Genomic DNA, 26,691 nt, shown 5'->3' with positions numbered 1-26,691 from the left:
AGCATACAACGCGACATATGCTCCCCGTTTCTTTTTACGTTCCATATGTCCCCCTCCTCCCTTAAGTTGAAACGCGATGTAACTTTCCCATCACTTCTTAATAATAATCCATGATCCGCAGACGAGTGGTAAGGATCAGCGCCTGAGGAATGAGCACGAAAACGATATATATCATGACAATTAACCATAAATGTGCCGCAAAATTCTCCGCACCGAAAGACGGCTTCGGACGCTCAATAAAATACCACCAGCACGGGATTGCCACAAACCAGGTCAGCCCTGTCGAGATGAACATCTCCTCAATCCCGCTCCACAGAAAGCAAAATAAAGCAACAAAGATAATGGGACCCGCCCATGATTCCAATATGGGTCCCCAGCTCTGAAAGATGAAAATAATGGCGGGATACAGCAGCGTAAAGGTCCAGCGCCAAATCGGATTGTTATAGATGTGCATCGCAGTTAAATTTCACCTTCATTCATTATTAGTATTCGGAATATGCAACATTAGGTTAATGTCGTGATCTTCATTAAACACTAATCCGACTTCCTACTTGATTCCATGCATAATTACCAGAAATCGACTCATACTACCAAATGGAAATTTATATAAGGAGTGAAACAATGAATTTAAAGCGTATCCTTGCCTTTGGTACCATTTTTGCTTGCTCTGCCCTCATCTGGGGTTGTGGAAATAACAATACCAATTCTGCTTCTCCACAGCAAAACAACGACGTTCAAACGGAAAGCTGGTCTGATCCGAAGAGACTGGAAGCTTCACATCTGGAAGCATTGGAGCGAATGGAGAAAGATCACATACACCGAATGGTATCGCTAAGCGCAACAACAGATAGCGATAAGGTTATGACAACTCTGGAGCGCTCAAGTCAAAAGCTTGAAGAGATGAGACCTCTCGCGGAAATGCTTCAACACGAAGGCCATCCTGCATTATTACAACGAATCCAGGAAATGTCCGGTGATATTCAAGGTTCCAAAAGCGTGGTGGCACAGATGAAAGACAACCAGGGAAGTGAGAAAATTAAAATCCAGTCTTCCAAAACTGATGCTCTCCAACATATCAGCAGCTTCCGTGATTATCATGATTATGTTCAAAATCAGATCCAAAACATGAACAGGAATACCCCAGACACCATGATTGGGAAGTAAAACAACAATAGTTAGATTCGGAAGAATATGATCTTTCCGACTCTAACTATTCCTTGTGTTACCTTTTGTTTCTCCTTAGTGAGACATTCGCCGTTCTCTTCTTTCTTCCCGATCTGCTTCTTCCATCTTGCGAATATAGCGCTTCAGTTCCTCTTTATGTGCTTCAAGCTCAGACAGTTTTGCAGATGCCCCTTCAACAAAAGACTGCATTTTATAGGTCAACTCCGTTGCGGAGGTCCCTACCCAGTCCTGCTGCAATCGCCCATGAATAGAGCGCATTTTCTGCTCTTGTTGCATGAGCCGCTGTTGTAACTGTTCACATTGCTGAACAGCTCTTCTTAAATCCGACAAGGATACGGATATTCTCCCCATTCCCGTTGCCTCCTGTTATCCCTTATATATTCTGAATTACTGTTGGTCTGCAATTACAAAATCCTCTCTTTTCCGTTCAATATAATCTGCAATTTCACTGATCGATTCCTGATACCATCGATTGATTCGTTGTAGCGTAGCTGTTGCATTATAGGCGATAGGTGTGAAAGATTGGCTTTCGCTCGTTGAAATATGTGTCTGAAACATCTGAATGGAAGCCTGAGCATCATTAGAGAAACCACTTAAACTCAGCCTCATTTCCCGGGCAGATTGCGCTAACTCTTCCGGTGTTAATTGAATCTTGCCGCCGCCTTTTCCACCAACATTTCCGATAGCAGCCGACACAAAAGGTGCCACTACACCAGACATCAAATTGGAGAGTGCAGACAACGCTTCCTGATGAGCAGTCCATCTTGGAGAAATACCGAGCGTCTCTCCTGTACTTCGGTCTATAAGAGGGCCAACAAGGTTTCCGTTCTCATCAAATTCATACTGCTTCATGGAATGGTATCCCTTGCCTTCATCCTTCGAGAACGAATCAATTAGTCTATAGATATTTCCAATCTGTAGCTTGTCTAGATCCACATCTATTCCCACATCATGGACTAACATTGGTGAGCCCGCACCCAGAGGTTGAAAGGGTATCTTTAACTGAAGATGAAACTTCCAGTTCTGATACATCGCATTCGCGGTGTCAAAATCCTGCCCTTTATACACTGTAAGCCCTACATGCCTCTCATATTCACTTATACCTCCTGCCCCCACAGAATCGTTGGGATGGACAACATTAACCATTTTGTTATCGAATTGGCCTTCATTCACCTTAGCCAAACTTACATCATCCAGTAAATTCATTACACTTGGAGCACTATAAGTCATGCCAGAAACATCATGACGAGCAGCCACATACTGAGCTAAACCACCACCCAAGGAATGACCAGTTAATGAAATATCTGAATTAGGATATGCCAACTGTACGGTCTCATACAATTCTTCAGCCTGGTGAAACTGATTATTTTCCCAATCCATGTTATCTTTGATGAGTTTAAAGGGGCTATTTTTAAAGATATTATGGCGCTCCGGATCCGTTATAGCATCTTCGAGTTTCCTAGTTCTACCACCTACAACATCGAAGGCATCTGTCTTCCAATCAGCAAATTTATCCTTAAACTTCCCTTCTGGTTCAGTTCCTCGGTAACCGATAACAATCTGATCAGTTATATCATTTTTTAGAACAACTGCGTCAAATCCAGACCTTCGATGAAGTTTTGCTCCTTCTGGTTCAATCACCTTCCAATTAGCCGAGTCCAGAGTATCCGGATAATCACCTTCTTTTAAATCAAGATAGGCTAATTCAGAAATTTCCTTATAAGTTTTGTCAGTAATATAAGTATCCATAATGCCTCCTCGTATTTACTGATTTTAAAAGTTAAAGTATATTATAATGTGTCAAGTTCACATATATAGGAGGTTGAAGAATATTTTTAAAAAAATTCAATTAATATCTATTAATTTCATATTAATAGCCCTTATATTGGGAGGATGTGGTACTATGCCAAATGAAGACAAAATTATAGAAGAAGCGACTCAAATCGGCCATCAATATTTTATAGATCAATACAATACAGAAGTAGAGTTTACTGACCATAAGTTTATGCCGAAAGATCTTAGCCGCAATGTAAGTTTAAGCGGATACGTAAAAGACAGTAAAGATACCGAAATCACAATCCTAATAGATTATGAAACTTTTGAAGTCCAAACAGCTGTTGTGCCGAAAGAACTACTTGATAAGAAAAATAACTAAAGTATATGTAGATTTTAGACTGTCCCTGAGGGCCTTGTAGAAATACATGGCTCTTTTTTTATGTATTACAGGACCTAATAGATTGACGATCATCCTCTTTTTACCAAAGAAGTAGAATCATTATAGTGCATCTTTTGTGTATCGTGTATACGACATGTAATAAATGAGTAAAAAGTCTTTATAAATTTTAGGTATTAAACATGCCATTTTATAAATCATAGGACGTTGTTACCAGAAGAATTTTAGTTTTTTGCATGAATATGTTTAGGCTACTGCGCTAATTTCAAGGATTGTTGCGGCAGTAGCCTACAAGGTAATTAACCTCTATGATTCAATCTCATTCCAACCACAGCGACACCCATATGAACATGCTAAATAACAGTACTGGCGTAAGTGCCCCCGTCGCTAAAACCACCCAAAGTGTTACCGGTTTTACATTTTGGAAGTAGGTATCGAACTTGTGCATTCGTTCTTTTCGCCATTTGGCGAACTTGAGCTGTCTAATCATGCGATTCAGGACTCTTTGCCTCTGCTCGCTGTCCTCTACATCTTCCAGTTCACGCCTCAACTCTTCATATAATTGTTCCTCTTTAGGCTCTATCACTGTGGTTGTAGTCATCCTTCATACCCTCCCCATATCAAAGCATACTGAAATAGCTCGTTGTTACACGTTAAATCTCCTCTCAGTATCGGCCCGTCGTTTCTAACCCTCTATCTAATCAACACGCAAACCACCTTCAATGTTTGGACTTAGTCGAAAATAGAATAACTCAAAAAGCCCGGGTTCGCCCGGACTTGGTTTAACGTACTTATTTATTCTTCTGATTCGATTGCTCACGTTCCACAATCATCTTCGCAATCTCTTGAATCTGAAGTTTCAGCGAGATCGGATCGTTCCCCCAGAACAAGTCCGGATCAAGCTGGAACACCCGATTGTTTTTTACCGCATCCAGCGTCTTCCATACGCCCTCATTACTGCCCCATACTTCCGGAAGCATCTCGCCCTGATCCAGGAAAATGTAATCTCCCGCATACTCGCCAACGACTTCGTATGAAATCTGCCTGTTCGTTTCCTTGCCGATGATCTCGTTGCGCTGCTTCTCCGGTGGATTCAGCTGCAGATGTGTATAGATCGCTTCCCCTCCCCGGTATCCTCCATTGCCGTAAACATAGAAGTTTTTGTCAGCAACGAACACGCCCATCAAGGCAAACGTATCCTCTGGAGTGATATAAGGTTTAATCTGTTCACGTGCATCCGCAGCAACCTGATCCAGATCAGCAAGCCATGCTTCGGCCTCCGCCTCTTTACCAAATACACTTCCGAAATAACGCATGTTCTCATGAATATCCGGGAAATGGTTATACGGAATAACGAGTGTTGGTGCAATTTTCTCATATTGTTCAATAATCTGTGCATCCGCTGCGGGATTAACCCACGTAATAATGAGGTCTGGCTCCAGTGACAAGATGGCCTCAAGGGAACGTTCACCAATGTCAGCAATGCCGTCAATCTGGTCCTGAATGACTTTGTTCTCCAGTTCCCACTTCGTTGCGCCTACCGGCTTTACCCCAAGTGACAACAGATTGGGCAGGTAACCATCCACCACAATACGCTTAGGATTGACGGGGAGCTCCAATTCACCGTTAGGCGTATCAATCACATGAGTTGCAGATTCTGTGTCCTCTGCTTCCACACTTGCTGCTTGTTCTTCATTATTTCCACTGGACACCGTCTCTGTCTCTGTCCCCGTGCCAGTTGTTGCCGTATTGGTTGTACCACAAGCTGCGAGCATCGCAACCAATAAGATGAGGAACAACATTTTTACCATGGATAACCCTTTTCTCTGCATAACACCCTCCGATTAATAATGATTATCATTCGCGATTACAATCATTATTATAGCGATGCCGCAGAATCCATGTCGATGTGTTATGGTTGGGTTTGTCCCATGTATAATGGTTGGCTTGCAGCTTCATTCGTCAGTCGTTCAACCAGAACTTCCAGCTGCTTCTCCAGTGATACTCCCTCATCCATCCAAAATTCATTCAATATCAGCGGATACACCCGGCATCCACGTTCCATGACGAGCTGTCGCCAGACCTGACGAGATAACAGCTTCTCCAGATCATATCCATAATGCAGCTCCGGCAAAATCACAAACATATGGTCCGCAGCATACTCAGGCATGTCCTCTTCCTGAATAAATATCGGCCTGTTCTGGTCCAGCACCTCAGTCTGGATTCGGGCCGGCGGAGTAACTTCCAAGGCACGGTAGAGATTGTACGCAGAGCGAACCTTGTCATGCGGCATTAGCCAGCGCTGATCATAATTCAGTTCATAGATCCCAACCGTCTGTCCAGGCAAAAGGTAGTGCTCGAGCAAGCTGCGGGCTGCACTCACCCTCTCCTTGTAATGGGCGATCCATAACCTGGCTTCCTGTTCTCGGCCGAACAAACTGCCTACCTGCAGCACTTCCTCCAGCTTGTCCATTTTGCCCCATTCCAGCATGATGACGGGAGCAATTTGCTCCAGCTCTCTGATGACATCGGGAAAATGGTAGAAATACGTGGGTGCAAGAATGAGATCCGGCCCCACTTCTCTTAATTGATCCAACATTTCCGGATTGTCCGTGATGACGCTCTCCTGCAGATCTTCTTCGAGCAGCCGTGATGAACCTGCAACCTCCTGTGTGGTGATGACCGGAGTTAATCCAATAGACAGCAAAGCCCCGACAAATTGCAAGGCAGCAATTCGGTTCGTCTCCTTCAGGTTTCGAAACGCCGTCGGCGTAATGTGGACATGCCTTTTGAACGTTTTACTCAGATATGAACTGTCCGAGAAGCCTGCCCTAAAGGCAATATCCTGTAAGGAACCCGTCGTTGTAAGCAGAAGACGCTTGGCTTCGTCAAGACGAAGACGGTTCAGATAATCTCCGAAGCTCCAACCGGTTTCTTTGCGAAACAGTGAAGAAAAATAACTGGGATTGAATCCCGTCATGCGGGCAAGATCAGACCGATTCAGATCCTTATTAAGATGTTGCTGCATATATGTACAGATTTGCTTGATGGTCATGTCCTCGATGTATTGCCCTTCCGCGTCGCTCCAGTGAGCGAAAAGGCCATGGAGCAGCTCATTCAATAACGTGCTTACACGCCAGTGTCGTTCAGGGACAGCGGCATTCATCGCCCGTTCCACTAGCTCCTGCAGCTGCCCAAGCCATTGACGTGAAAATTTAAATATACCCCCTTCTTCCGGCAATTGCTCATTGCTCAGCTCATACCGAATGAAGGTTGCCTTCTGTTCTACAAGCTGATATCTATCGAATGTCACCATATAGATGGTTTTCGCGTCTTCAGGTACGGTTGGTTCAAGACACAGTTCAGCTTGTGTAGGATGTAAAAAGAGGCATTTTCCACTCCCCACATGATACTCACGCTCGTTCAAACGAATTACCGTTTCCGACATCGGGAAGATCAGCGTTGGATGTTCCACGTTCATGCGGACCGGATAGATCGTCCCCGAATCGGCGGCGATGCAGGCATGATGCAATTCGTACATGGTTGGAATCATTACACGTTCCTCCGAGATTTTCATTATACCCGAGCATATCACATGTCCTTTACCCCGGCTATCTCGCCTATTCATGAAAAGCAAAAAAGCGGTCCCTTTACCATGACCAAAAGTCAAGGTTGAGAACCGCTCACTGTAGGAATAGCTGTTATATGTTCGAAGCCTTGCATGCTGCCATAGCTTAAAGCAAGAATGACTTTACACGCCTAGCTGATCAGTTCGTTCAGGCATACTGCACCCTGTGCACGCACGTTAACGACAATAATTGGCGTTTCCAGCATGCCATGCATCCAGGACATGTACTCCTCGACTTTGTCGTTTGGAAGAATCGTCAGGATAACTCCTGCGAATCCACCACCGTGTATACGGCAGGCACCATCGCCCAGGTTTTGCAGATAGTTTTCGGTCAGTGCCAGCGCAATCCCAATCTCCTGCTCCTTCACGGAACCACTCTGATATACATTCTGGAGCCACTTCCAGGACGAGTTTCCTGACGCTGTAATCAAATTCAGGAAGTCTGCAAAGCGTCCATCCCGCAGTGCCTGCACCTGGCCATCTACCCGGTTATTCTCCTCCAGGAAGTGAAGTGCACGCAGCACCGCACGATCTCCCGCAGCTTCACGGACCTGCTTGAGGTTCGCGTAGATGTTCTCGGCTGTAATCTCTCGAACATACTCTTGGCCCAGCGCCTGAGCAACCGCTCTCATCTCATACGGAACAGCAGCGTAATCTTCGGTCAGATCGGCATGGTTTCCGCCTGTATTTACAATCACCAAGGAGTAGCCATTCTGTTGGAAATCCCATTGCACAGGTTCAATGACAGGCTCAGCCGGGTTCGCAAAATCAATCGCGATCAGACCACCATAAGCACAAGCCATCTGATCCAGCAGACCGGACGGTTTATTCCAATATTGGTTTTCCGCATACTGACCAATCTTGGACATCACTACAACATCCAGTGATCCTTCGTTGTAGAAATGATTCAGAATCGTACAGATCAGCATCTCGAATGAAGCCGACGAGCTTAGACCCGATGCCGAGAACACGTTACTGGAGATGTACGCCTGGAAGCCGCCTACCTTGTATCCAAACTCTCCGAATCCTGCAGCCATACCGCGAATCAACGCCGTCGTACCGTCGTCTTCTGCCTTCGGCGTCAGATCTGTGAGATCGATTACATATTTCTTGTCATAACCTTCCGAATAAAAGGTAATCACAGATTCCGTGGTTGGTGCCGCCACTGCAATCGTATCCAGTGTAATGCTGCCTGCCAGTACCTTGCCATGGTTATGGTCTGTATGGTTACCACCAATCTCACTGCGTCCTGCCGCGCTAAACAATTTGCTGCCCTCTTGTACACCAAAGTACTCTTCAAAGGTAGCATTTAGCTTCGTGTAACGTGCAGTCTGTTCCTCGACCTGCTGCTGTCCGTACATTTGAGCAAGCAATGCTTGGCCTTCTGCGGACTGGATCAGTTGTAATGGTTGTGTCGTCATCTCTACTCCTCCTATGGGTATGTAGCGTTTATTTATGCTGTGGGTGAAGACTGTTTTGCCTTTTGTTTCTTTATCTTATTCCTCTCCCATTATCTCAGCTTCGCCCCTGAAAAGGTAGGGTAGAATTGAAAGTTTGTAAACGTTTTATGAAATGTATTGGATGTGTCGTGCAATAGGGTTAACCTTTTCCATTTTCAATAGGTTCAACTTCAATCTGATCAACGATGAACTCCTTCTTGGCCTTGTCATATGCGTAGGTCACATTAAAATCACATACATATGTGGGTGATATGCCGACAGAACCGGAGAGATACAATTGGATTTTCTCATTCTCCAGCCTGTAAATTGTTACACCACCGAATCCAAGCTCATCTTGCTCGTAATCTGGAGCGGGATCAAAGTCATAATTGAAGTTATAGGCTTGTCCTTGTGCTTCTACTGCAATCGCTAACGTGCCATCCCCGTTCTTTGCAACATGCGATTCAATGTAATTCGCTACGATGTCTTCATAACCCTGTACTTTAATTTCGGAGAAATCATCTGCGTTCACGACATGAATATCATAATTATTTAATCCGGTTCCTCGTCCAGTTTGAATAATTACTACAGCTTCTTCCTTACCGTCCCCCGTAAGATCCGTATAATGTACCTGCGGGTCCGTTCCCATATCCCCAAGATAGTACCAATCAAAGTCTTTGGTATTTCCATTTATCTCTAGAGTGAATATATGGTGTGAATTTTCTTTTGCTTCCCGATTATCATAGAGTTTTACTTGTTCACCTTCGGACGATCCGAGCCAATGTAATGTTGGATTCATTTCTTGCTTTGGCTCAATTGTTGCTTGCTTGGTTGTGGACTCAACCTGTTTTTGCGGATTAGATCCTGTAGAGTTTGCGTCACATCCTGCAAGCAAAACTGCACCCAATAGTAACCATACTGCCATTCCCTTTTTCACTGATTAAATCTCCTTTCATCTTTTGACACTGGGTTCAGTACCAAGGCCAAAATTTCTCCTTCATTCTAATCTGTAATTCATGATTGTATCAAAAAGACCCGCCACCTGCACGCAGGCAACGGGTAACTTATTGGATAATCAGTACCCTTGAAAATTCCTTAATATGCATTTCTACCGCTATGTCCTGATGCTGTCGATCTCCTTGACATATCATATGCAGGTTCAATCGGCTTCCAAATCCTAACCAAGGATATCACAAACAGCGGCTCTATCGACCCTAGAATGGTCAAAGAACCGCTGCCTGCATAATTATTGCTGTTTAATCGTTCATTTATACATGATTTGATTCTAATTATAGATTTTGGAGATATACATTGTAGGCTCCTATAATACATAAATCATCCCAACTTCTTCCGTCCCCTTCAGTTCGTAAATACACCCACGAAGATCCACCTGTTCGATAATTATTAACCTTTGCATTAACAATTGTCTGTTTAGATACTAAACCAACTTTACCCTGGGAACGAACCTCAAGGTTATAGTCTTTAAACTGAGCAAACACATCCCCACTAATAAGCGATGTAATAGCATTTGCTACAACTGTAGAGCCGAGTGCCGTTATTATAGCCACAACTAATGCAGTACCGGTTACGATACTAGCCAGTGCTCCGACGATAATAGATATAGAAGTACCCACGCCAAAATTTAACGTATAAGTATCGCCATATCTAGTTGTGAAATCACCATACAAATATCCATACTGCCCTATACCAGAATTATATGCAGATCTTAAGAGATTTTGAGATTGAGCAGACTGAATGGATTGTTCATTTTCATTTATACTATTACTCTCAGTTGATTTAATGGTTACATGATCTTCAATTTTGTACTCCGCTACAACTACTTCATTTTTTAATTGCTTAATCGTTCCAGTTCTTTTATCAGTTATGGCTCTGTCTAGCTCAACTCCATTTTGTGTAGCGATTACAGTTACTGTATCTTTATTATCTGTTACGTCATAAATTACCGGAGACTCTCCGTTTTCTGGATTTAATTGAAATGTACTTACTTCTGATCCGTCACTTAATAAAGTTTGATTTTCTAAAGTGAAATTTTGTACACCATTCACTTCAGTACCAGAATCTTTTGCGCTACTTGTACCGACAAAAATCAAATTAAAAACAAGAACAAGGGGAAGTACTGCTGTAATAAACTTTACTATTCTTTTCATGAGTCCTCCTACTTATAACTAGATAGTTTTGCGTAATTTCAAGTTACAAACCATAGACAAACTAACGGTCCAATTGCTAAACATGCTGTGATAAAACAAATTTGCAGTCCTACGATACGTTCTTCAAGTTTTTGTTTGGAGAAAAACATCCATAAAGAAAGAAAACAAGCTGCTAACGGAAGAGATATAATTCCTGTGAACGTATCTGGTTGAATGATATGATTGATAATGGACTTACCAACAATAATCAATACGATTAATTCAAGAAAGGATAATAGAACAAATATAGTTGCAATTTTTTTTTTCATCATGAGGACCTTCTTTCTAGATGTGATTGCTGACATGAATCTTTTGTAATTACACTCAACTCCTCAATTGGAATTTGTTTACTATTAAAGCCTAACACACAAAATTTAGTATGTTAACATGATATTCAAGATTCATTATAATTAAGCCATATGTCTTAGGTATTATTTCATATTTCGACAAATTACTTACAAATTGGAATTACCGGTTATGTTGTATCACAGTTTACAGTCCACCCATTGGCAATCTTCTTCAGCTTCTACTCCTGCCAGCGAGTTTGCTCCTTGCTTTGTTAAAGATGGGCCCCAACATGAAAAAATGTAGCTCCTGATCATATGGTACTTCATTCTTAAGAAAATCTAAAAATGATGAAAATGTAAAACGTCTGATATTTTTACTCAGGAAACATGATTCTGATATCTCTATGGCGCTCAACGTAATTACAGAAATATTTAAAACATATGACCGGAAATAAAACAGGCAGCTTAAGAAGCTTATATGAGTCTTGAGCTGCTTTTTATAATATTCTTCATCTCTTCATCTCTTCATCAAATATTCACGTGATTACGTAATTTCCCTTTACATTTTCGAGTGATAATCATTGAACATTTGTTCGTCTTACGATAAAATCATATTACATTCTACAATATTACGTACGTAAAACAGGAGGATGTTTATGAACTTTAGTTATAGTTTTCCTGCCATACGTGGATTGCAAGCAGGTAGAGAGTTTTATACTATCATGTGTCCACTGAGGTTAATACCTAAGATTTTCCTTTTTGATGAGGAAGAAATCCCTGCCGAACACCGAGCTCAACGGTTAATGAATAAATCAAGGGTCCCTGATATTACGAATTACATTCTTGAGAATCCTAGAGATTACATATTCTCTTCATTAACTGCATCGGTTGACGGTGAGTTGATTTTTCAGCCCCAATCGAAAGAATTCAAGGACCTAGGCTACTTAAACATTTCTTTGGATTCCAAGTTTCTCATTAATGACGGTCAGCACCGACGTGCAGCGATTGAAGAAGCTCTCAAAATTTCTCCAGAGCTTGGAGATGAAACGATCTCCGTGGTGTTCTTTCATGACCTGGGCTTAGTCCGCTCTCAACAAATGTTTTCAGACCTAAATCGTCACGCTGTTAATACGACATCTTCTATTGGAATTTTGTATGATCACCGTGACCAACTTTCTTTAATTACTAAGAGTTTGATCAACGAAATTCCGCTGTTAGAACGGTACACAGATCGTGAGAAAGTGTCTTTGTCCAAAAATTCGCCTAAATTGTTTGCTTTAAATCACATCTTTAATACAATCTGCAGACTACTAGGCAAACGTAAAGGTGAGCTAATCTCAGAACCCGAGAAAAAATTCGTGTCTGAGTTTTGGGCACTTCTTTGTGTTTCTATCCCTGAGTGGCAGGACGTTTTAGATAAGCAAACCTCTCCAAGAGATCTTCGAGTAGGATCTGTAGTAGCACATGGTGTCTTTCTGGAGGCCATCGGCATAGTAGGTCACTACCTATACCGCTATCATTCAGATGAATGGGAATCATACGTAAAAAAACTATCAAAGCTCGACTGGAGTCGCGATAATAAAGCAGATTGGTTGGGCCGTGCTTATGGACAAACTGGACGGATCAATAAGACCAACGAGACAATTCAATTAACTGCTAACCATATTAAAGTCAAACTCGGACTTCCTCTTACTGAGGCTGAGCAGAAGATTGAAAATAAAATAAAAGAAGGTACACCTATCAATGTTTAATATATTTGAAACTGGAAGCAAATTTGTCGAAGCCAAAGAGCTAGTCAAAGAAGTGTATCAAGCAGATGCACGTCCTTGGGTTGTTGGTTTCAGTGGAGGTAAAGATTCTACTGCTGTTGTACAGCTAGTCTTTCAAGCTTTATCCGAACTGGAACCTTCCGCTCTGAAGAAAAAAGTATACGTTATTTCATCAGATACTCAGGTAGAAACTCCTTTAATCATAGATAAAATAACGCGTACTCTTGGCCGCATACAAGATCAAGCGCTCGCTACAGGGCTACCCATTGAAACTCATAAAGTTCGACCTAAAGTAGAGCAAACATTTTGGGCGTCCATTATTGGTAAAGGGTATCCTACGCCTCGCCAAAAATTTAGATGGTGTACGGATCGCCTTAAAATTGAGCCAGCTAACCGTTTTATCCTTGATAAGGTCGATCAGTTTGGTGAGGTTGTCATGCTATTAGGCGTTCGCGACTCCGAAAGTTCTACAAGAGCAGGAGTAATGCAATCTCATACAATTGAAGGTACAAATTTAATGCGTCACTCTACGCTTCGAAATGCGTTTGTTTTTGCTCCAATTCGCTCATTTAATCTTGATGACGTGTGGGAGTTTTTACTGCAGTATGAGTCGCCATGGGGTGACGATAACAATGAATTACTTCAACTATATCAAGATTCAAGTAGCGAATGTCCGCTCGTAGTAGATAAAGAAGTTAAAGAAAGTGCCGGTTCTTGTGGAAATAGCCGTTTTGGTTGTTGGACATGTACAGTTGTGAATGAAGATAAGGCCTTAAGTGGATTCATTAATAACGGTGTAGACTGGTTGCGCCCATTATATGATTTTAGGAACTTTCTTGTTCAAATTCGAGAAGATCGTACTAAAAGACAAAAACATCGCATGAATGGCGAGGTTTATCTGACAACTAATTTAGGTGGTATTGACCCTAATGATTTGAGTCACCCAAGGATTTATAAATCCGAAATTAAAGATTATATCGAACAAAACAGAATTGACCTTGCTTCTGTTGAAGAATTAGATGTTCTGATTTTTGATGATGAGGATTCTGATGCGGCTCCTAAACGTTTTGGTGTTGGTCCGTTCACAATGAAAGCCCGTGAAGAGATTCTGCGAAAATTGTTACAGACTCAAGAGGAAATTCGTAGAATGCACGATCCTAATGTAGAACTAATTACAGTTGAAGAGCTTAAAGCAATTCGGAAATACTGGCATGATGATCTGCAATGGGAAGATCGACTTCCACTTATTGTAGAAGAAGAAACAGGAATAGTTTATGATTGGCATCAAAATGACCGTCCTGTCTTCAAAGAAGATCAGGTTACAGATTTAGAATCTCTCTGCAAAGAAGAAGGAGTCAACCTGAATCTTCTCAAAGAACTGATATCTGTGGAAAAGGAATACTCCGGAGTTAAAGTAAGAAGAGGACTATTCCAAGCTTTCGATAAAACACTTAGACAAGACTTCTTACATTTATAAAGGTGGATTAATAATCAATGCACATTCAAAAATTGGCTCTCCGTAACATAGGTGCTTATCATGGAGACCTAAATAAATTTGACTTCCGCACCGCAGCCAACCGTAATGTCATATTACTTGGTGGAAAAAATGGTGCTGGTAAAACCACAATATTAGAATCTTTAAGGATCGTTTTATTCGGCTCCATGGCATATGGTTTTGTTACAGAAAACGAACCCTATTTTCGTAAAATCAAAACGCTACTAAATCGCAAAGCGATTAACGAGAATGTAACCGACAATTTTCAAATTACTCTTGATTATAGTTCTACAGAAGATTTTGAATTACACGAATATTCATTAGTGAGAAGTTGGCGTATAAAGGGCGATCGTGTTCGTGAAAGTTTTTCTGTCAAACGAGATAATCACTTCTTATCTGCTCAACAAACTTCAGATTTTCAGAGTCGCTTACGTGAAGAAATGCCTCCCAGACTTTTTGAGCTGTGCCTTTTCGATGGTGAGGATATCTCGCGTATTGTATCTGAAGAAAAAATCCCTGAATATTTAAAAGAATCAGGCAAAATTCTTTTTAACCTTGATCTCTTTGTAAATTTGGAGAAAGATCTGAACACGTATAGAGCACAATATGCTCAGCAAAATGCTAGTGCAGCAGAAGAAGTGGCTCAACATGAAAAACTTCAATTAGAAATTAGTCAACTAAACGCTGATATAAGTGAAAAAGAACAGCTTCTAGAAATGCATGACGAAGAAATGATTCATCTAAATGATTCCATTAAACAAGATAAAAGAGATTTCGAGATCCATGGCGGATTACTTCAAGAAAAACGACAAGAATTAGTTTCAAGAATAAACGTGATCGAGAATAAACGTAAATCCAATTCCGATCAAATACGCCAATTCATTTCATCTCTTCTGCCCTTCTTTATTGCCAGAAAACAACTGGAAGATGTGGCTAATCAGTTGAATGCCGAAAAACAATTTGAGTCTTTCGACTATGTAGCAACATCCCTAGAAAAAGAAACAGTAGGTTTACTTCTAAGTGAAGTACTTGGCTCAAACAAGGAGATTGAGGAAGTCAAAGTAACATCGATCTTTAATGGAATCCTAGATCTAATCAGACCGAACCAAACAAACTTGCTTCATAGAGCTTCATTTGAACAGCGTAGTGAAATTCATAATCTTTACAAGCAAATTCAGGCACTGGATGCTTCGGAATTTATCAGCCGATTTGATGAAAATGCTACGTTACTGAAAGAATCACAGGAATTAAGGTTACAAGTGGAAATAAACGATCAATCTAGCGAGTTCAGAGAACTTTTGGGACACATTGAGGAAAAAACTAAACAAGTTGAACAAAACAAATTGATGATGGAACAACTTGGAATAGAACTTCAGACAATGTCTGAAAGTCTAAACTCCAAAATCCTTTTAAAAGAGAAAGTTGAAGAAAAAATCAGAGATTATCATAAATCGGAAAAATCCTATGCAATGACTGAGAAATTACTTAAGGTCAGCGAACGTTTTAGAGATCGTCAGTGGCGTAAAAAACTTGATGATGTTGCCAATGAAACCGTGCGTATGGTGGATATGCTTTTCCGCAAGAAAGACTTTATTAAACGGATTCATATTGATCACACCACATTTGAATTAAAACTCTATAATCAAACATATCAAGAGATTTCGAAAGAGCGTTTGTCTGCCGGGGAAAAAGAAATGTTGATGCTTACTGTGATTTTGGCCATGTTTAGAGTATCGGGATGGAAATTACCATTTGTATTCGACACTCTTATGGGAAGATTAGATCAAGATCACAAAAAAGCTTTGATGAAGCATTTTATACCACGTTGCGGTGAGCAAGTTCTTATGTTTACAACAGATTCTGAAATAACACCGGAACAGTTCCATTTTATTGAGGAAAACACCGCCCGCTGCTATACATTGGAATACAATGCTACTGACGAGAGTGCAGTGATTGTTAAAGATCACTACTTTGATATCGTTAGAGAGGCGGTACAGTATTCATGAATTTCACATTAAAAACTTCCAAATATGCTAAAGAGATTCTTACACAAATTCATTCATCATCTGGCATTACACCAAATATATTAATTCGATATGCAGTTGCTCTATCATTAAAAAAGAATGACCCTAACAATCCCATTGAACCGATTATGAAGGACTTTCCAGATGGGCTTGTATTGAATCGAAGCACCGTCACAGGTGAATATGACTACGTTTTTCGTGCTATGATTACTCAGGCTGCTGGACAAGAACTGACAGATGAAGAGTACTTTCCCTCTTATTTTAATGCTCACTTGGAGCGGGGAATTCGTGCATTATCTTCAGAGTACAAAGCTGCAGGGAATTACGAGAAATTCATTCGTAATTTGTTAATTTAACGAAAGTAGTGATTCTTATGTTGTATCTAGATAATAGTGCTACTACAAAAATTCACTCAGAAGTTTTGGAAGCAATGCTTCCCTATCTTCAAGAGGAATATGGTAATCCATCAAGCAAGTTCTATTCCCTAGCAGAGAACGCTAAAAAAGCTGTATCTATGGCACGTGAACAAGTGGCTCACCTTTTAGGATGTGATCCGGATGAAGTTGTCTTCACCAGCGGAGCAACTGAGAGCAACAATATGATTATAAAAGGTGTCGCCGATTATTATGGGTACAATGAAGATGCTTCTAAGTATTTGTTAACTTCTGCTGCCGAACACCCGTCAGTTCTCGAAACATTTGAGTTTTTAGGAGAACGTGGATACACTGCGCACTTCCTTGATGTTGATTCTTTTGCAAGAGTAAATGTACAAAACGTCGCAACAGTTGTTAATCAAGAACAACCACTTCTTACCTCCATAATGTGGGGAAACAATGAAGTTGGCTCCTTAAATCCAATTGATGAGCTTTCCAGATTATTCGCGACCAATGGGTTGTTTTTCCACACAGACGCAACACAAGTTATTGGAAAGGTTCCGGTAGATTTGCGTAAACTCAGTGGAATTCGTTTTCTCTCTATGTCAGGACATAAAATTGGCGGCCCCAAGGGAGTCGGAGCCGCCATCATACGTAAACAATCCAAAGAGATATATACTCGTCTTACCCCTCTTCTTCACGGGGGAGGACAAGAAAATAACTACCGTAGCGGAACTTTGGCTGTCCACAACATCGTGGGATTAGGTAAAGCTGCTGAACTAGCGTCGCAGAATTTAGAAAATAACACCCAACGACTAACTCAATTGGAGAATTATCTAATTAATATCCTTAAGACTAATCTTGGAGACAAGATTACCTTTAATAGTGATACACATGATAAAATACCAGGATTAATCAGTCTTCAATTTATCGGTGTAAACAATGAGTTATTACTTAAAAAATTGTCTAGCTTCATCGCATTATCATCTGGATCAGCTTGTAGTTCAAGCAAACCAAGTCATGTGTTGAGTGCTTCCGGTAAATCTCTAGAAGAGGTGCGACAGACTATTAGGATTACATTAAGTGCTGATTTAAATGAAAGAGAGCTGGATTTGTTTAGAGAGATTAAGTAATAAATTAATATGCTCAACAAACTTTACAACCTAACGTGGCTATTATACTATGCTATTCCACGTTAGGTTAAATTTCAGTTTCCGAAAATGAAGGAAACAATTTATAAAGTTTAGAATATTTCTCAACATCTTCTCTTTTTACACCTGGTGCAGCAATCTCTGATAACACTTCATGGGGCAGTTGTGAGTCTAAGTGCCTAACTTCTTTATACGTAAGACTTGGCACATCAATAATATTAATAATGTTGCTTTTATTTATAAATCGAAGATCATTAAAATTGCAGGATTCAAATAAATGCTTTTCACTTTCTTGGAATATAACACCTCCATAAGTAAGCATTTTTGCTCCATCAGCGTAACCTAAATAATATAATTGTTCAAAATTAAACTTGTCAGACTCGGTCTTATTCCTAGACTCAAGTACTTCTTTAATATGGTTATTAATTATGTCTTTAAATACTTCAGCAGATTTCCAAAACTCAAGATCAGAATTAGTCAGCCCTTCAGGAGTTTTATCCTCTAAACATTTTTTTAATAATGAAACCTCTTGCCCTTTTCTTAAATGTACATTAATAGAGATGATAAAAACAGAGCCTGATGGTGTATTAAAAAGAACTGTTTGGATATCTTCAAAAGTATTCTTTGTCATATGTCCATCATAGTCCAACCAAACTATATTCCTGCTCTCATCCCAATTCACCTCAGGTAGTTGCTCATGAGAATCTCCAAACATCATATCAATGCATTTATAAGGCTTATTAAAAGTGAATCTTGGTTCATTTTCAATATCTTTCTCTATACTTATCATTTTATTTATTCCTAACTGCTTATGGAACAGTGTAAAATCTGCAAAAAATGGAGATCCAAATCCAATATATCTATAGTTATAAATAGGAGTAAAAAAAGTTAGCTTATGAAACGACTCACACAACATTTTTCTCTCAATAGATTTTGCCGGTCTTATTTTATAATTTATTTTCTCATAGCTTGATCTTTCTTGCGAAGTTGCCACTATCTACACTCCATTCTATAGAAGTACTCAAAGGTCTTCTCTCCCACTTCTTTTAAAGATGTTACACCTAGAGCTTCTTTAACTTCATCTACTTTAGTAACTGGCATGTTATACTGTATTCGTTGTGTAGAAGGCTTACGAATCAATTTCACTTCAGGAGCTACGAACTTCTTGCTTAACTCAATTTTTTCAATCTTCGATACGTTTGTTAACGAGGCTTCATTTACAAAATCGTATAATCCCATTTCAGCCTCATACTCTTCATTTTCAAATTGCTCATCAGTTCCAAAAGGCTCTGATTTTAATTTTTTCAAGAAGTTAGTAACAGGCTTCATCATATTAATAAGATGGGGCCTTATTGCTTGGTATACATTTGAATCTTGGTCTATTCCATTTTTTGTAGTATTCCACGGTAAATTTTTGGAATCATTTGAATCGAAATAAACATATCCTCTAAACATTGCAAATGTAGGATGAAACATAGGGTGGCCGTCCCCCCAACCAGTTAGTTGCGACCTATCTGCAAATACAATAAGGCGCCCATTACAATAAATGTACCAACCAGCCTCTCGTGGATTTCCGGTTTTTGAAATACCAGCCACTACCTCTACACTTACTCCCTCAACCTCTGTTCTGAAATATGCGGGTTTAATTTTATCAGACACATACAACTGAGATGGTTCATGATTTATTTCTATTTCATTAATAGTAATTTTCAATCCTTTTTCGATAACCTTCTCATGTGATAAACGTATCTCTTTTATTAAGGCATCAGTAAAAGTAGATTTAGAGAGTACGTTCGAGACCTCAGGATATAAACTCCCAACCTTAATTTTAGTACCTAAAGTGCCTTCTTGCTCATTAGAATTCAAATTCCCGAATTCCCAAATCCAGTTTTCGGCGTCCTCTTTCCATTTCTGTACATCAATATCCATATCAAAATAAGTTTCTTTTGTCTTAGAACTGATTTTGATATTATTCCCCATTTTGAACAATGCTCTTTTCATTCCGACTCCGAATCTCCCGATAGATTTCTCAATATTAGGAGCATTTTCAGGCCTTCCGAAACGAAATGCATAATTTTTTGCCGTTTCCGTATCAAAACCACCACAATTATCAATAATTTCAAAATAATTTTCATCAAACTTCAAGTCTACTTGTAGTCCCTCAAAGTTATCCTGATTTCTACGAATATTGATTGCTGCATCTACACTATTATCAACTAAATCGGCTATAGCATCAATTAAAGGTATGTCCTTTATTAACATATCAATAAAGAATGTCTTTGTGGGAGCTGCATTAATTTCATTATTATTCATTTTCAATACCTCCTAGTATAAATAAAATTATTCATGATTTAACCTGTACTAACAGGCTTCATAATTCCCAAAACGCCTTATCCCGCATCCATATTGGCTGCCCTGAACCAGCTTTAACGATACTATAATGCTTCTGCAACGACTTAATGCGGTTCATAATATTATCTTCCTCTAACTTGCTTTGGGTGCCAAATACCATTCGAATCTCCTTGGCGGACATTTCAGACACGTTATGCACAATCCAAGTTAAGATATAGTTAGCATAATCATTATCGGAAGTAGAGAAATGACTTAGGAACTGTGTAGATAGAATCGTTCCTACTCCATACTCCCGTCCCTCTTTCAAAATTTTCTTGATGGAATTGAAATCTTTACTGAGGAAGTTATCTGCCTCATCGACCAAGATCATTCGTGTAATCTCACGATATGGCCCATCAATAGCACTATGTCCAAACATCTGCATTTGACTATAGAAGACGTCGAGCGTGATCGAAACTACCAGGTTCTGAATGCTCTCACTATAACCGGACAAGTTAATAACTGTGATTCCATCAATCATGTCGAACAGTGAGATCGTTTTGGTCGAGTCTGTTTCGAACACTTCCGTTTCATACAACTCCTTGAGGGCCGCGTACAAGGAATCTACCTTTGCATTTTCTCGCCCAGCATACAGTTCATACACATCACTCATCGTAGGAGCAGGCAAGTTCCAAGTTGTGGAATCACCTTTCACAATGCCTTTCTTAGCATAGGCCTCCATCATCAGATCCTTCAGAGTAATTGCTTGAACCTGTCCAAGATTGAAAGATCGAACAATTGTATCTGTTAGAGAGTTACTTGTATGAAGAGGCAACAAAGGTTTAATGGGTTCGGCCATGTACAAAGACAACGGATTAAACGGTAAATGATGCAAATTATATACTTTAGCATTTGTTTTCTCGGTAAAGTCAGCCTTAATATAATCTCCTTTATAATCAAAGATTAATATCCCTATTGGCGTATGGTTGACATTATCATGGCTGTTTCGACTAAGCTGGGTAATGAGGGATTTCGTAAACTGTGTTTTCCCTGTACCCATCGTTCCAATGATTCCGGTATTGGTGTGCATGATTTTATCCGTAGAGGTTGGGAACCATTTTATTTCTTCATCAGACGTTGCTTTGTGTCCAAATAATACTTCTAAAGGTTTACTTTGTTTTTCTTGGACTTCGCTGTAAGTGCCATCAGTCAATTCAACTGATTCTGTAATCTCCTCAACTGGAGTCGTTGCTGCCACTTCACTTTTCCCTGTATCATAGAATTTGCTATCCTCGGCAACTAGCAGACCCTTCTCTCCGGTAGAGGATACGGATTCATAAGCAGTTTTTGAATAGCTGTAGCGATTACTTAACAATTGCTCAGGAGAAAAATCCCCTTGATTGCTCTGAATATGCTCCTTCATCTCTTCAACACTTTTGAGTATAAATTCATATCCGCTCTGTTCAGGAAAATCAAAGATCATCACATCATCGCTGACTTTAACATCGGTAAACACAACATCTTTCTTAAATGAGATCACTGCACCTTGTCCAATATATTGATCCAACGTATTTACAATAGTGTAATTATCACTAAGAAGACGTTCGCGAACATTTGAATCCGTAATCTGATTCCACATCTGTTCTGGCCAGACCGAATAGAGTTTCATTTTTTCTGCACTTGCGATCGCCAGTTGCATAAAGAAATTCCGGTAAAGAACAGCTTGAAAGCTTTCGTCATCGCTTAAGAATTCCACTAATAACCGTTTTGTTTCTTTAACCTGTTCCATTGCCTTATCTTGCACTTTAGCTCCATTATGGCCGATCTTCACTTCAATCGGATAGAAATGGACAAACAGTTCTTCATTTTGTAGCTCGATTCCAATTAATAATAAGTCATCACTGTAGGAACCAAACCTCCCCAGTTTTCTCGCAGAAAATAGTCCTTCAGATTGTCGAAGTCCTGTTCCGCCTGAAATCCTAAGAATTTCTTCCATGGATATTGGAATCCAGATAATTTCTCGATGTGCATAAGCAGCGAGAGCGAGTTTTACCGCAGAAAGAATACTGATCTTTTCTTTTGGGAAATAATTTTTCTGTGCCAACAACCTAAGCAACCAATTACCATTAATGGCGTTGAAGAAATTTATAATCGGAGGCAACATTTGGTCTTCTACGTATATTCTTTGATGACCAAGGAACTCTTTGATCAAACGCTGATATTGTTGAGAACGTCTTGTCACCGTAATCGCGTCAAATCCGCTTGATGACGTATATTGGTCACTATAATGAATAACGAGCAAATCCTTCTGTGTATCACTGTTCTTAAAGAAACTTAAATCTACTTTTGGCTCAATAAATGTAACCCAATGGGCAGAGTCATATACTTGATCGAGTTGTTGTTTATGATTAGCAGATATCGCTGTAACAATATTGATATCTTCCTGGTAATTATCCAGAGTTCTAGCTACTCTCAATAGAGAGTTCAGCTTAGGCACCATCTTTAAAAGCGGTGCTTCTTCTGTAGGATAATATCTAGTTCCAAATCCTGTCTTATAATCCTCGTTAATAAATACAGAAGGAATCCCCGATACAAGACCAAATAACGATACTCCTGTTATGATCTCAGAAGCGTTACTTGTAGCAATTTGCTCAATTTTATTCATTTGATAAAAAGTAATATGGCTGTATTCATAAGTAGACGTATCCGTACTTTTAGAATAGAATCTTACCTTTTCTCGAAAAATATTCAACAATTCTTCAGGATGGTAACCTTCCAATTCTAATTTAAGATTAAAATGCTTAGCTATTTCTTCAGCATCTGAATATTGAGACATCTCTTCAAATACATTGTTAATTCCTTTTTCAGCATAGATGTAGATCTCGATTGGCAATAGATTTGATTTCTCCAGGTTATCTTTCAATTGTTTCTTGTAATATTCAAATAGGCCCTGAAGTATTTCCTGACAATCACCCATATTAATCGTATTAATCTTTAATGGGGCACGACGATCTAATTCAAATAGATATCCAAAATGCCCAGTGAACTCCTCAATTTTCTCCTGTACCAGTTTGTTCACAAAGATTTTAGATGATTCGAACCTAGGTAAACTTTGATCAATATATGAAGCCCACTCATATGAATCCATCATCTCAATCGCCTTATACAGTTTGGAATTAAAATTTACATAAGGCAGTAGGTTCGTTGGTCTCATGGAGTGCAACAATTCTTCATTAATTGGTTCCTCCCCGACCAATTGGTTTAATTGTATTTGGTATGCCAAATTCAGAGGATGCAATGGTGTGAACAACCATTCGGGATTTCCGTGTCCCTTTTGAATTGTTCCAACCAATACAAGATCTCGTTGTGTCTGATTGAGTGAATGTCCATTTTGTAATTGCTCAAGTTCATGCATGTATGCATCAATATAATTTTTGGCTAGTGAGATATAGTCTTCATCGAAATATGCTAAGCTAGGAAGTAAACTATTGGTTCTAAAATATCGGAGAAGATCACAATATGCTTCTTTTAAGGATTCTGAAACCGATATAGACTCCGGTACGATCTCTCCCAAATTATCTTCAGAGAAATATAAATGATTGGTCTCTAGTAATTTCCGTTCTCTTTCTAAATTACGTTTAAACTCTCCCTGAGCAAAGGTTTCTCTTGTTCCTTGAACAATTTTCATTTTTTCATTCTCGATACGGTACGTGAAATGTTCTTGTTTTTCACGTTTCAATTTCCATACACTGAATCCACCAATTGGAACGGGACGTTCAACTTGATCCTGTACGGCAAAAGGTATATTTGTGTGCGGTAATTGAATATTAAAGTAGATAAGTTCTTCGTCACTATTGTTCTCTTCGCTACGAGAAACAACCAGCTCTTGATCTTCAGTAATATCAAACGTACTTTGTGATTCGACAAGATTAACTTTTATGATCTCAGCGGCATCTTTGTTGAAGAACCAATGTTCTTCATCTGAATTAATTAACAGACAAGAACCTTTGGACTTAGATATGTGAATAGCATATGAAGTTTGAATCGTTTGAAGAAGCTTCGCTTGTGTCTCCACAACTGTGATCTTGAACTCATAAGCAGGAGATACCTCCGTTTTGTATTTCAACCCATAAAACGTTGTCTGACCAATTTCATGTTTCAAATGTACACGTATCTTTTTACCTGCTTGTTCGACTTGTATCGGATGTTTGATTTTTGTTTCATTAATGTGTTGGTTTTTAATAAAATCATTAAATGCAAATTCAATGGTAATCTGCTCTTTTTGTTCAGGGTTAAATATGATAATGTTTCTTTTACGTTGTTTGCTTTTTGTCTCTCCATCCGCTCTCTCCCAGTATTCCAACCCTTCAACTGTAAGTTTTTTACTTGTCTCTACGTATTCTAGTCCTTTTCCTTCTAATTTCTTCTGATTGGATCTTCTTACCGATCCGAAATCAACATTGTGCCATGTATCAGGTTCAGATAGTGCTTTGACTCCCTGATCGTCGAAATGGCGCTCTAAACTTGTTTCAACAGATCCATGTTGGTGGGCAAGTTCTACATCACTAAATAAAGAATGGTTTTCCTTCAACCTCTCTTTTATTTCTTTAGGCGTTCTAGGTGTGTTAAACAATTCAGCATCGTAAAACAGGCCAAAATGCTTATATTCTTTTGATTCAAGTTTTTCATTGTTTAAAACAGTAAGTATATTTTCATAATCAAATAAAGTTACCTTCTCATGCAGCCCTTGTTGTGCCTTCATTGACTCTATAGAAAAATTAAGCACCTGTTTCTCTTCCAAAGATAAATTAGATTGCTTCATCATTTTTTGAAGGTCTTTTTCAATCGAATCTATATGGAAAGGCATACCTTCTTTTGAGAATGAAGTCATTCCTTGAACTAAACTATCCAAGTTAGAATTGTGGATCAATAACATTGCCAAATCTTCAAAGGGCTCTTCTCGAATTCCGACTTTATTACGTAATGTCGTCAAAAAGTCAGGAGTGATATCTTCAATATTCGATGCAATTAGTACTTTTGTTTGGGTATAATTTAAAGTTTGAGACTGATAAAATCCATCTTCTGTAGACATCGAAAACGGACTAATACCTTCTACATTCTTAATCTCGTTAACTAGGTCTAAGACTTGTTCATCACGTTCAAATTGTATATGATACTTTTCTCCTGGCTGAATGTTGACTCCTTTCAAAAAACGGTCGATGAGGTGTGTAAGATAACTATAAAAATGCTTTGACATAAATGGCATCCCCACTATCACTTTTTTTCTCTAACAGATTTAACTTTTCAAAGTATTCAATAATGGCCACCTGAGTGTCTCGATCATAAATAATCCCTCTTGTTTCGAATTCTTCAAATAGTTTTTTCAATCTAATTTTAGGCTCGTCCTTAATGATGACTTTGGTAAGGAATAATAAATAGTCCGTATCTAGAATCAACATTTTCCCTGATCTTCCCCTGGACTTAAGAAATGATTTCTGACAAAAATGAATAAACCAAGCTTTATATTCGTTATACGGCTTTGAGCGAAATGAATTAATAAATTGATAATCGATCATCTGGAACAACGAAGATAATTTATTCAGTATGGGTATTTCGTATTGTTCTGAATTTAGATTCAATTCGGACCATTTAACATCGGATAATCCTTCCTGATACTGTTCTATTACATCATCAATTACTTGCTCAATTGCAACGATTTCTTCAGCACTATGGTTACGAATAATTTCTGCAATCTCATGATAGGAATAAACTCTCTCTTCTTCTTCCACAGAAATATTGAGCATTTTGAGAAAATTAACGTGAGAAAACATCCGATTAATAGATCTTTCGATATTCTTCCAACCGTATTCATAACTAACCCGTGTTTTCGACAGCCGCTCTTCTTCTTCGAATGTAAAATAGATCGGTATTATTCCTTTTTCAGATTTGGTGAACAGGGTCTCATTTCTTCTAGACATCTGAGTAATATAGAAAAAGTAATAGTACGACAACAATTTTTCGAATTGTTGTGTAAATAAATCCTGTTTTGTTGTCAGCCATTCAAAATCAGTAGAAAATAAAGCTGATACTTCTGGCAATAATACTGCATATTTTTTAGATTGGCCGTTAGAATCTTGTAGTTCAGGCAATGCACTAAATATCAATGAACTCATCAGATCCTCAATTTGCATTTTCTTATCACTAATATTCCAGCTTTCCTTACCACTCCACAGTACCGCATAAAGAAACTCGGCTAACTTTTTGTTTTCATTTTCAACAGTGTTGATGTAGTAAAGCGTCTGAGGATGGAATAAAAAAAGCTGATTATTCTCGTCAATGAATAACGTCTTGATCATTTGCTTAAATTCATTTTTCTGACTTACATTTTCGAATTCAATCGTACTTAGCACAGCTTCAACTAATTGTTCAGGGTTAGCCTCTGAAGACATTTTCTTTTGTCCCACTAGACGCAAAAATTCACCTATAACTTCTCGGAAATTAAACTGAGTGTCCTTAAACTTCGTATTGTATGGTAAAATTTCAACAGGCAATTTAGGATTATGTCTAATGGACGTTTCAAACTTAAACTTATCTTTGATCTCCTGTAGATCCAACTTATACGCCATAT

Annotated in this window: 21 protein-coding genes; 7 read left to right on the top strand and 14 right to left on the bottom strand. The window is 39.2% G+C overall.

Annotated features, from left to right (window positions below; translation table 11 throughout):
* Positions 1-97: 97 nt before the first annotated feature.
* Positions 98-454 carry a hypothetical protein gene (locus MH144_RS17280; protein WP_239302488.1) on the bottom strand — a complete coding sequence of 119 codons (357 nt, stop codon included), beginning with the start codon at positions 452-454 and terminating at the stop codon, positions 98-100.
* Between the two features lie 167 nt (positions 455-621).
* Here MH144_RS17280 and MH144_RS17275 point away from each other — a divergent pair, with 167 nt between their 5' ends.
* Positions 622-1,164, top strand: coding sequence for a hypothetical protein (locus MH144_RS17275; protein ID WP_239302487.1), 543 nt, complete (start codon positions 622-624; stop codon positions 1,162-1,164).
* Positions 1,165-1,239: 75 nt separating this feature from the next.
* Here the strand turns inward: MH144_RS17275 and MH144_RS17270 are convergent, their stop codons facing one another.
* On the bottom strand, positions 1,240-1,536 hold the full coding sequence (locus MH144_RS17270; RefSeq protein WP_239302486.1) for a WXG100 family type VII secretion target: 297 nt from the start codon (positions 1,534-1,536) through the stop codon (positions 1,240-1,242).
* Between the two features lie 36 nt (positions 1,537-1,572).
* The gene (locus MH144_RS17265) at positions 1,573-2,934 is read right to left on the bottom strand and encodes a lipase family protein (RefSeq protein WP_239302485.1); all 1,362 of its coding nucleotides are present in this window, start codon (positions 2,932-2,934) and stop codon (positions 1,573-1,575) included.
* Positions 2,935-3,088: 154 nt separating this feature from the next.
* Between MH144_RS17265 and MH144_RS17260 the strand changes: the two genes are divergently transcribed.
* Positions 3,089-3,340 (top strand): hypothetical protein, encoded by a 252-nt coding sequence (locus tag MH144_RS17260; RefSeq protein WP_239302484.1) that lies wholly within the window; start codon positions 3,089-3,091, stop codon positions 3,338-3,340.
* Between the two features lie 337 nt (positions 3,341-3,677).
* Here the strand turns inward: MH144_RS17260 and MH144_RS17255 are convergent, their stop codons facing one another.
* The 7 genes from MH144_RS17255 to MH144_RS17225 form a co-directional block, all read right to left on the bottom strand.
* Complete coding sequence (locus MH144_RS17255) at positions 3,678-3,959, bottom strand: hypothetical protein (protein ID WP_239302483.1); 282 nt, start codon at positions 3,957-3,959, stop codon at positions 3,678-3,680.
* Positions 3,960-4,149: 190 nt separating this feature from the next.
* Positions 4,150-5,190: an ABC transporter substrate-binding protein gene (locus MH144_RS17250; RefSeq protein WP_239302482.1), complete on the bottom strand. Its 1,041-nt coding sequence runs from the start codon at positions 5,188-5,190 to the stop codon at positions 4,150-4,152.
* Positions 5,191-5,270: 80 nt separating this feature from the next.
* Positions 5,271-6,911 carry a helix-turn-helix domain-containing protein gene (locus MH144_RS17245; protein WP_239302481.1) on the bottom strand — a complete coding sequence of 547 codons (1,641 nt, stop codon included), beginning with the start codon at positions 6,909-6,911 and terminating at the stop codon, positions 5,271-5,273.
* 206 nt (positions 6,912-7,117) lie between these two features.
* Entirely contained in the window at positions 7,118-8,407 is a 1,290-nt protein-coding gene (locus MH144_RS17240) for a galactokinase (protein WP_239302480.1), read from the bottom strand.
* Positions 8,408-8,585: 178 nt separating this feature from the next.
* Positions 8,586-9,362 carry a hypothetical protein gene (locus tag MH144_RS17235; protein WP_239302479.1) on the bottom strand — a complete coding sequence of 259 codons (777 nt, stop codon included), beginning with the start codon at positions 9,360-9,362 and terminating at the stop codon, positions 8,586-8,588.
* Positions 9,363-9,714: 352 nt separating this feature from the next.
* Positions 9,715-10,593 (bottom strand): hypothetical protein, encoded by an 879-nt coding sequence (locus tag MH144_RS17230; protein ID WP_239302478.1) that lies wholly within the window; start codon positions 10,591-10,593, stop codon positions 9,715-9,717.
* A 38-nt stretch (positions 10,594-10,631) separates the two neighbouring features.
* Positions 10,632-10,901, bottom strand: a complete 270-nt coding sequence (locus MH144_RS17225) for a hypothetical protein (protein ID WP_239302477.1) — start codon at positions 10,899-10,901, stop codon at positions 10,632-10,634.
* A 668-nt stretch (positions 10,902-11,569) separates the two neighbouring features.
* Between MH144_RS17225 and dndB the strand changes: the two genes are divergently transcribed.
* The 5 genes from dndB to MH144_RS17200 are packed head-to-tail and all read left to right on the top strand — an operon-like array spanning position 11,570 to position 17,714.
* A complete protein-coding gene (dndB, locus tag MH144_RS17220) occupies positions 11,570-12,670 on the top strand; it encodes a DNA sulfur modification protein DndB (protein ID WP_239302476.1) in 1,101 nt (366 codons plus the stop codon).
* Positions 12,663-14,165 carry a DNA phosphorothioation system sulfurtransferase DndC gene (gene dndC / locus MH144_RS17215; protein WP_239302475.1) on the top strand — a complete coding sequence of 501 codons (1,503 nt, stop codon included), beginning with the start codon at positions 12,663-12,665 and terminating at the stop codon, positions 14,163-14,165. The genes dndB and dndC overlap by 8 nt, the downstream gene beginning before the upstream one ends.
* Before the next feature lie 17 nt (positions 14,166-14,182).
* Positions 14,183-16,189: a DNA sulfur modification protein DndD gene (gene dndD / locus MH144_RS17210; protein ID WP_239302474.1), complete on the top strand. Its 2,007-nt coding sequence runs from the start codon at positions 14,183-14,185 to the stop codon at positions 16,187-16,189.
* Positions 16,186-16,563 (top strand): DndE family protein, encoded by a 378-nt coding sequence (locus MH144_RS17205; RefSeq protein ID WP_154892858.1) that lies wholly within the window; start codon positions 16,186-16,188, stop codon positions 16,561-16,563. Before dndD ends, MH144_RS17205 begins: the two co-directional genes overlap by 4 nt.
* 17 nt (positions 16,564-16,580) lie before the next feature.
* Positions 16,581-17,714, top strand: coding sequence for a cysteine desulfurase family protein (locus MH144_RS17200; protein WP_239302473.1), 1,134 nt, complete (start codon positions 16,581-16,583; stop codon positions 17,712-17,714).
* Between the two features lie 67 nt (positions 17,715-17,781).
* Here the strand turns inward: MH144_RS17200 and MH144_RS17195 are convergent, their stop codons facing one another.
* Genes MH144_RS17195 through dptG form a run of 4 tightly spaced genes read right to left on the bottom strand, consistent with a single transcriptional unit; the run spans position 17,782 to position 26,689 of the window.
* Positions 17,782-18,726: an O-methyltransferase gene (locus MH144_RS17195; RefSeq protein ID WP_239302472.1), complete on the bottom strand. Its 945-nt coding sequence runs from the start codon at positions 18,724-18,726 to the stop codon at positions 17,782-17,784.
* Positions 18,726-20,045, bottom strand: coding sequence for an ATP-binding protein (locus MH144_RS17190; RefSeq protein ID WP_239302471.1), 1,320 nt, complete (start codon positions 20,043-20,045; stop codon positions 18,726-18,728). Before MH144_RS17190 ends, MH144_RS17195 begins: the two co-directional genes overlap by 1 nt.
* A 58-nt stretch (positions 20,046-20,103) precedes the next feature.
* Positions 20,104-25,320, bottom strand: a complete 5,217-nt coding sequence (gene dptH, locus MH144_RS17185) for a DNA phosphorothioation-dependent restriction protein DptH (RefSeq protein ID WP_239302470.1) — start codon at positions 25,318-25,320, stop codon at positions 20,104-20,106.
* Positions 25,301-26,689, bottom strand: coding sequence for a DNA phosphorothioation-dependent restriction protein DptG (dptG, locus tag MH144_RS17180; RefSeq protein ID WP_239302469.1), 1,389 nt, complete (start codon positions 26,687-26,689; stop codon positions 25,301-25,303). Before dptG ends, dptH begins: the two co-directional genes overlap by 20 nt.
* Positions 26,690-26,691 lie beyond the last annotated feature (2 nt).

The sequence above is a fragment of the Paenibacillus sp. ACRRY genome (assembly GCF_022346995.1).
Taxonomy (GTDB): Bacteria; Bacillota; Bacilli; order Paenibacillales; family Paenibacillaceae; genus Paenibacillus.
Note: the sequence above shows the minus strand (reverse complement) of the source record. Positions and strands in the feature narration are given on the sequence as shown.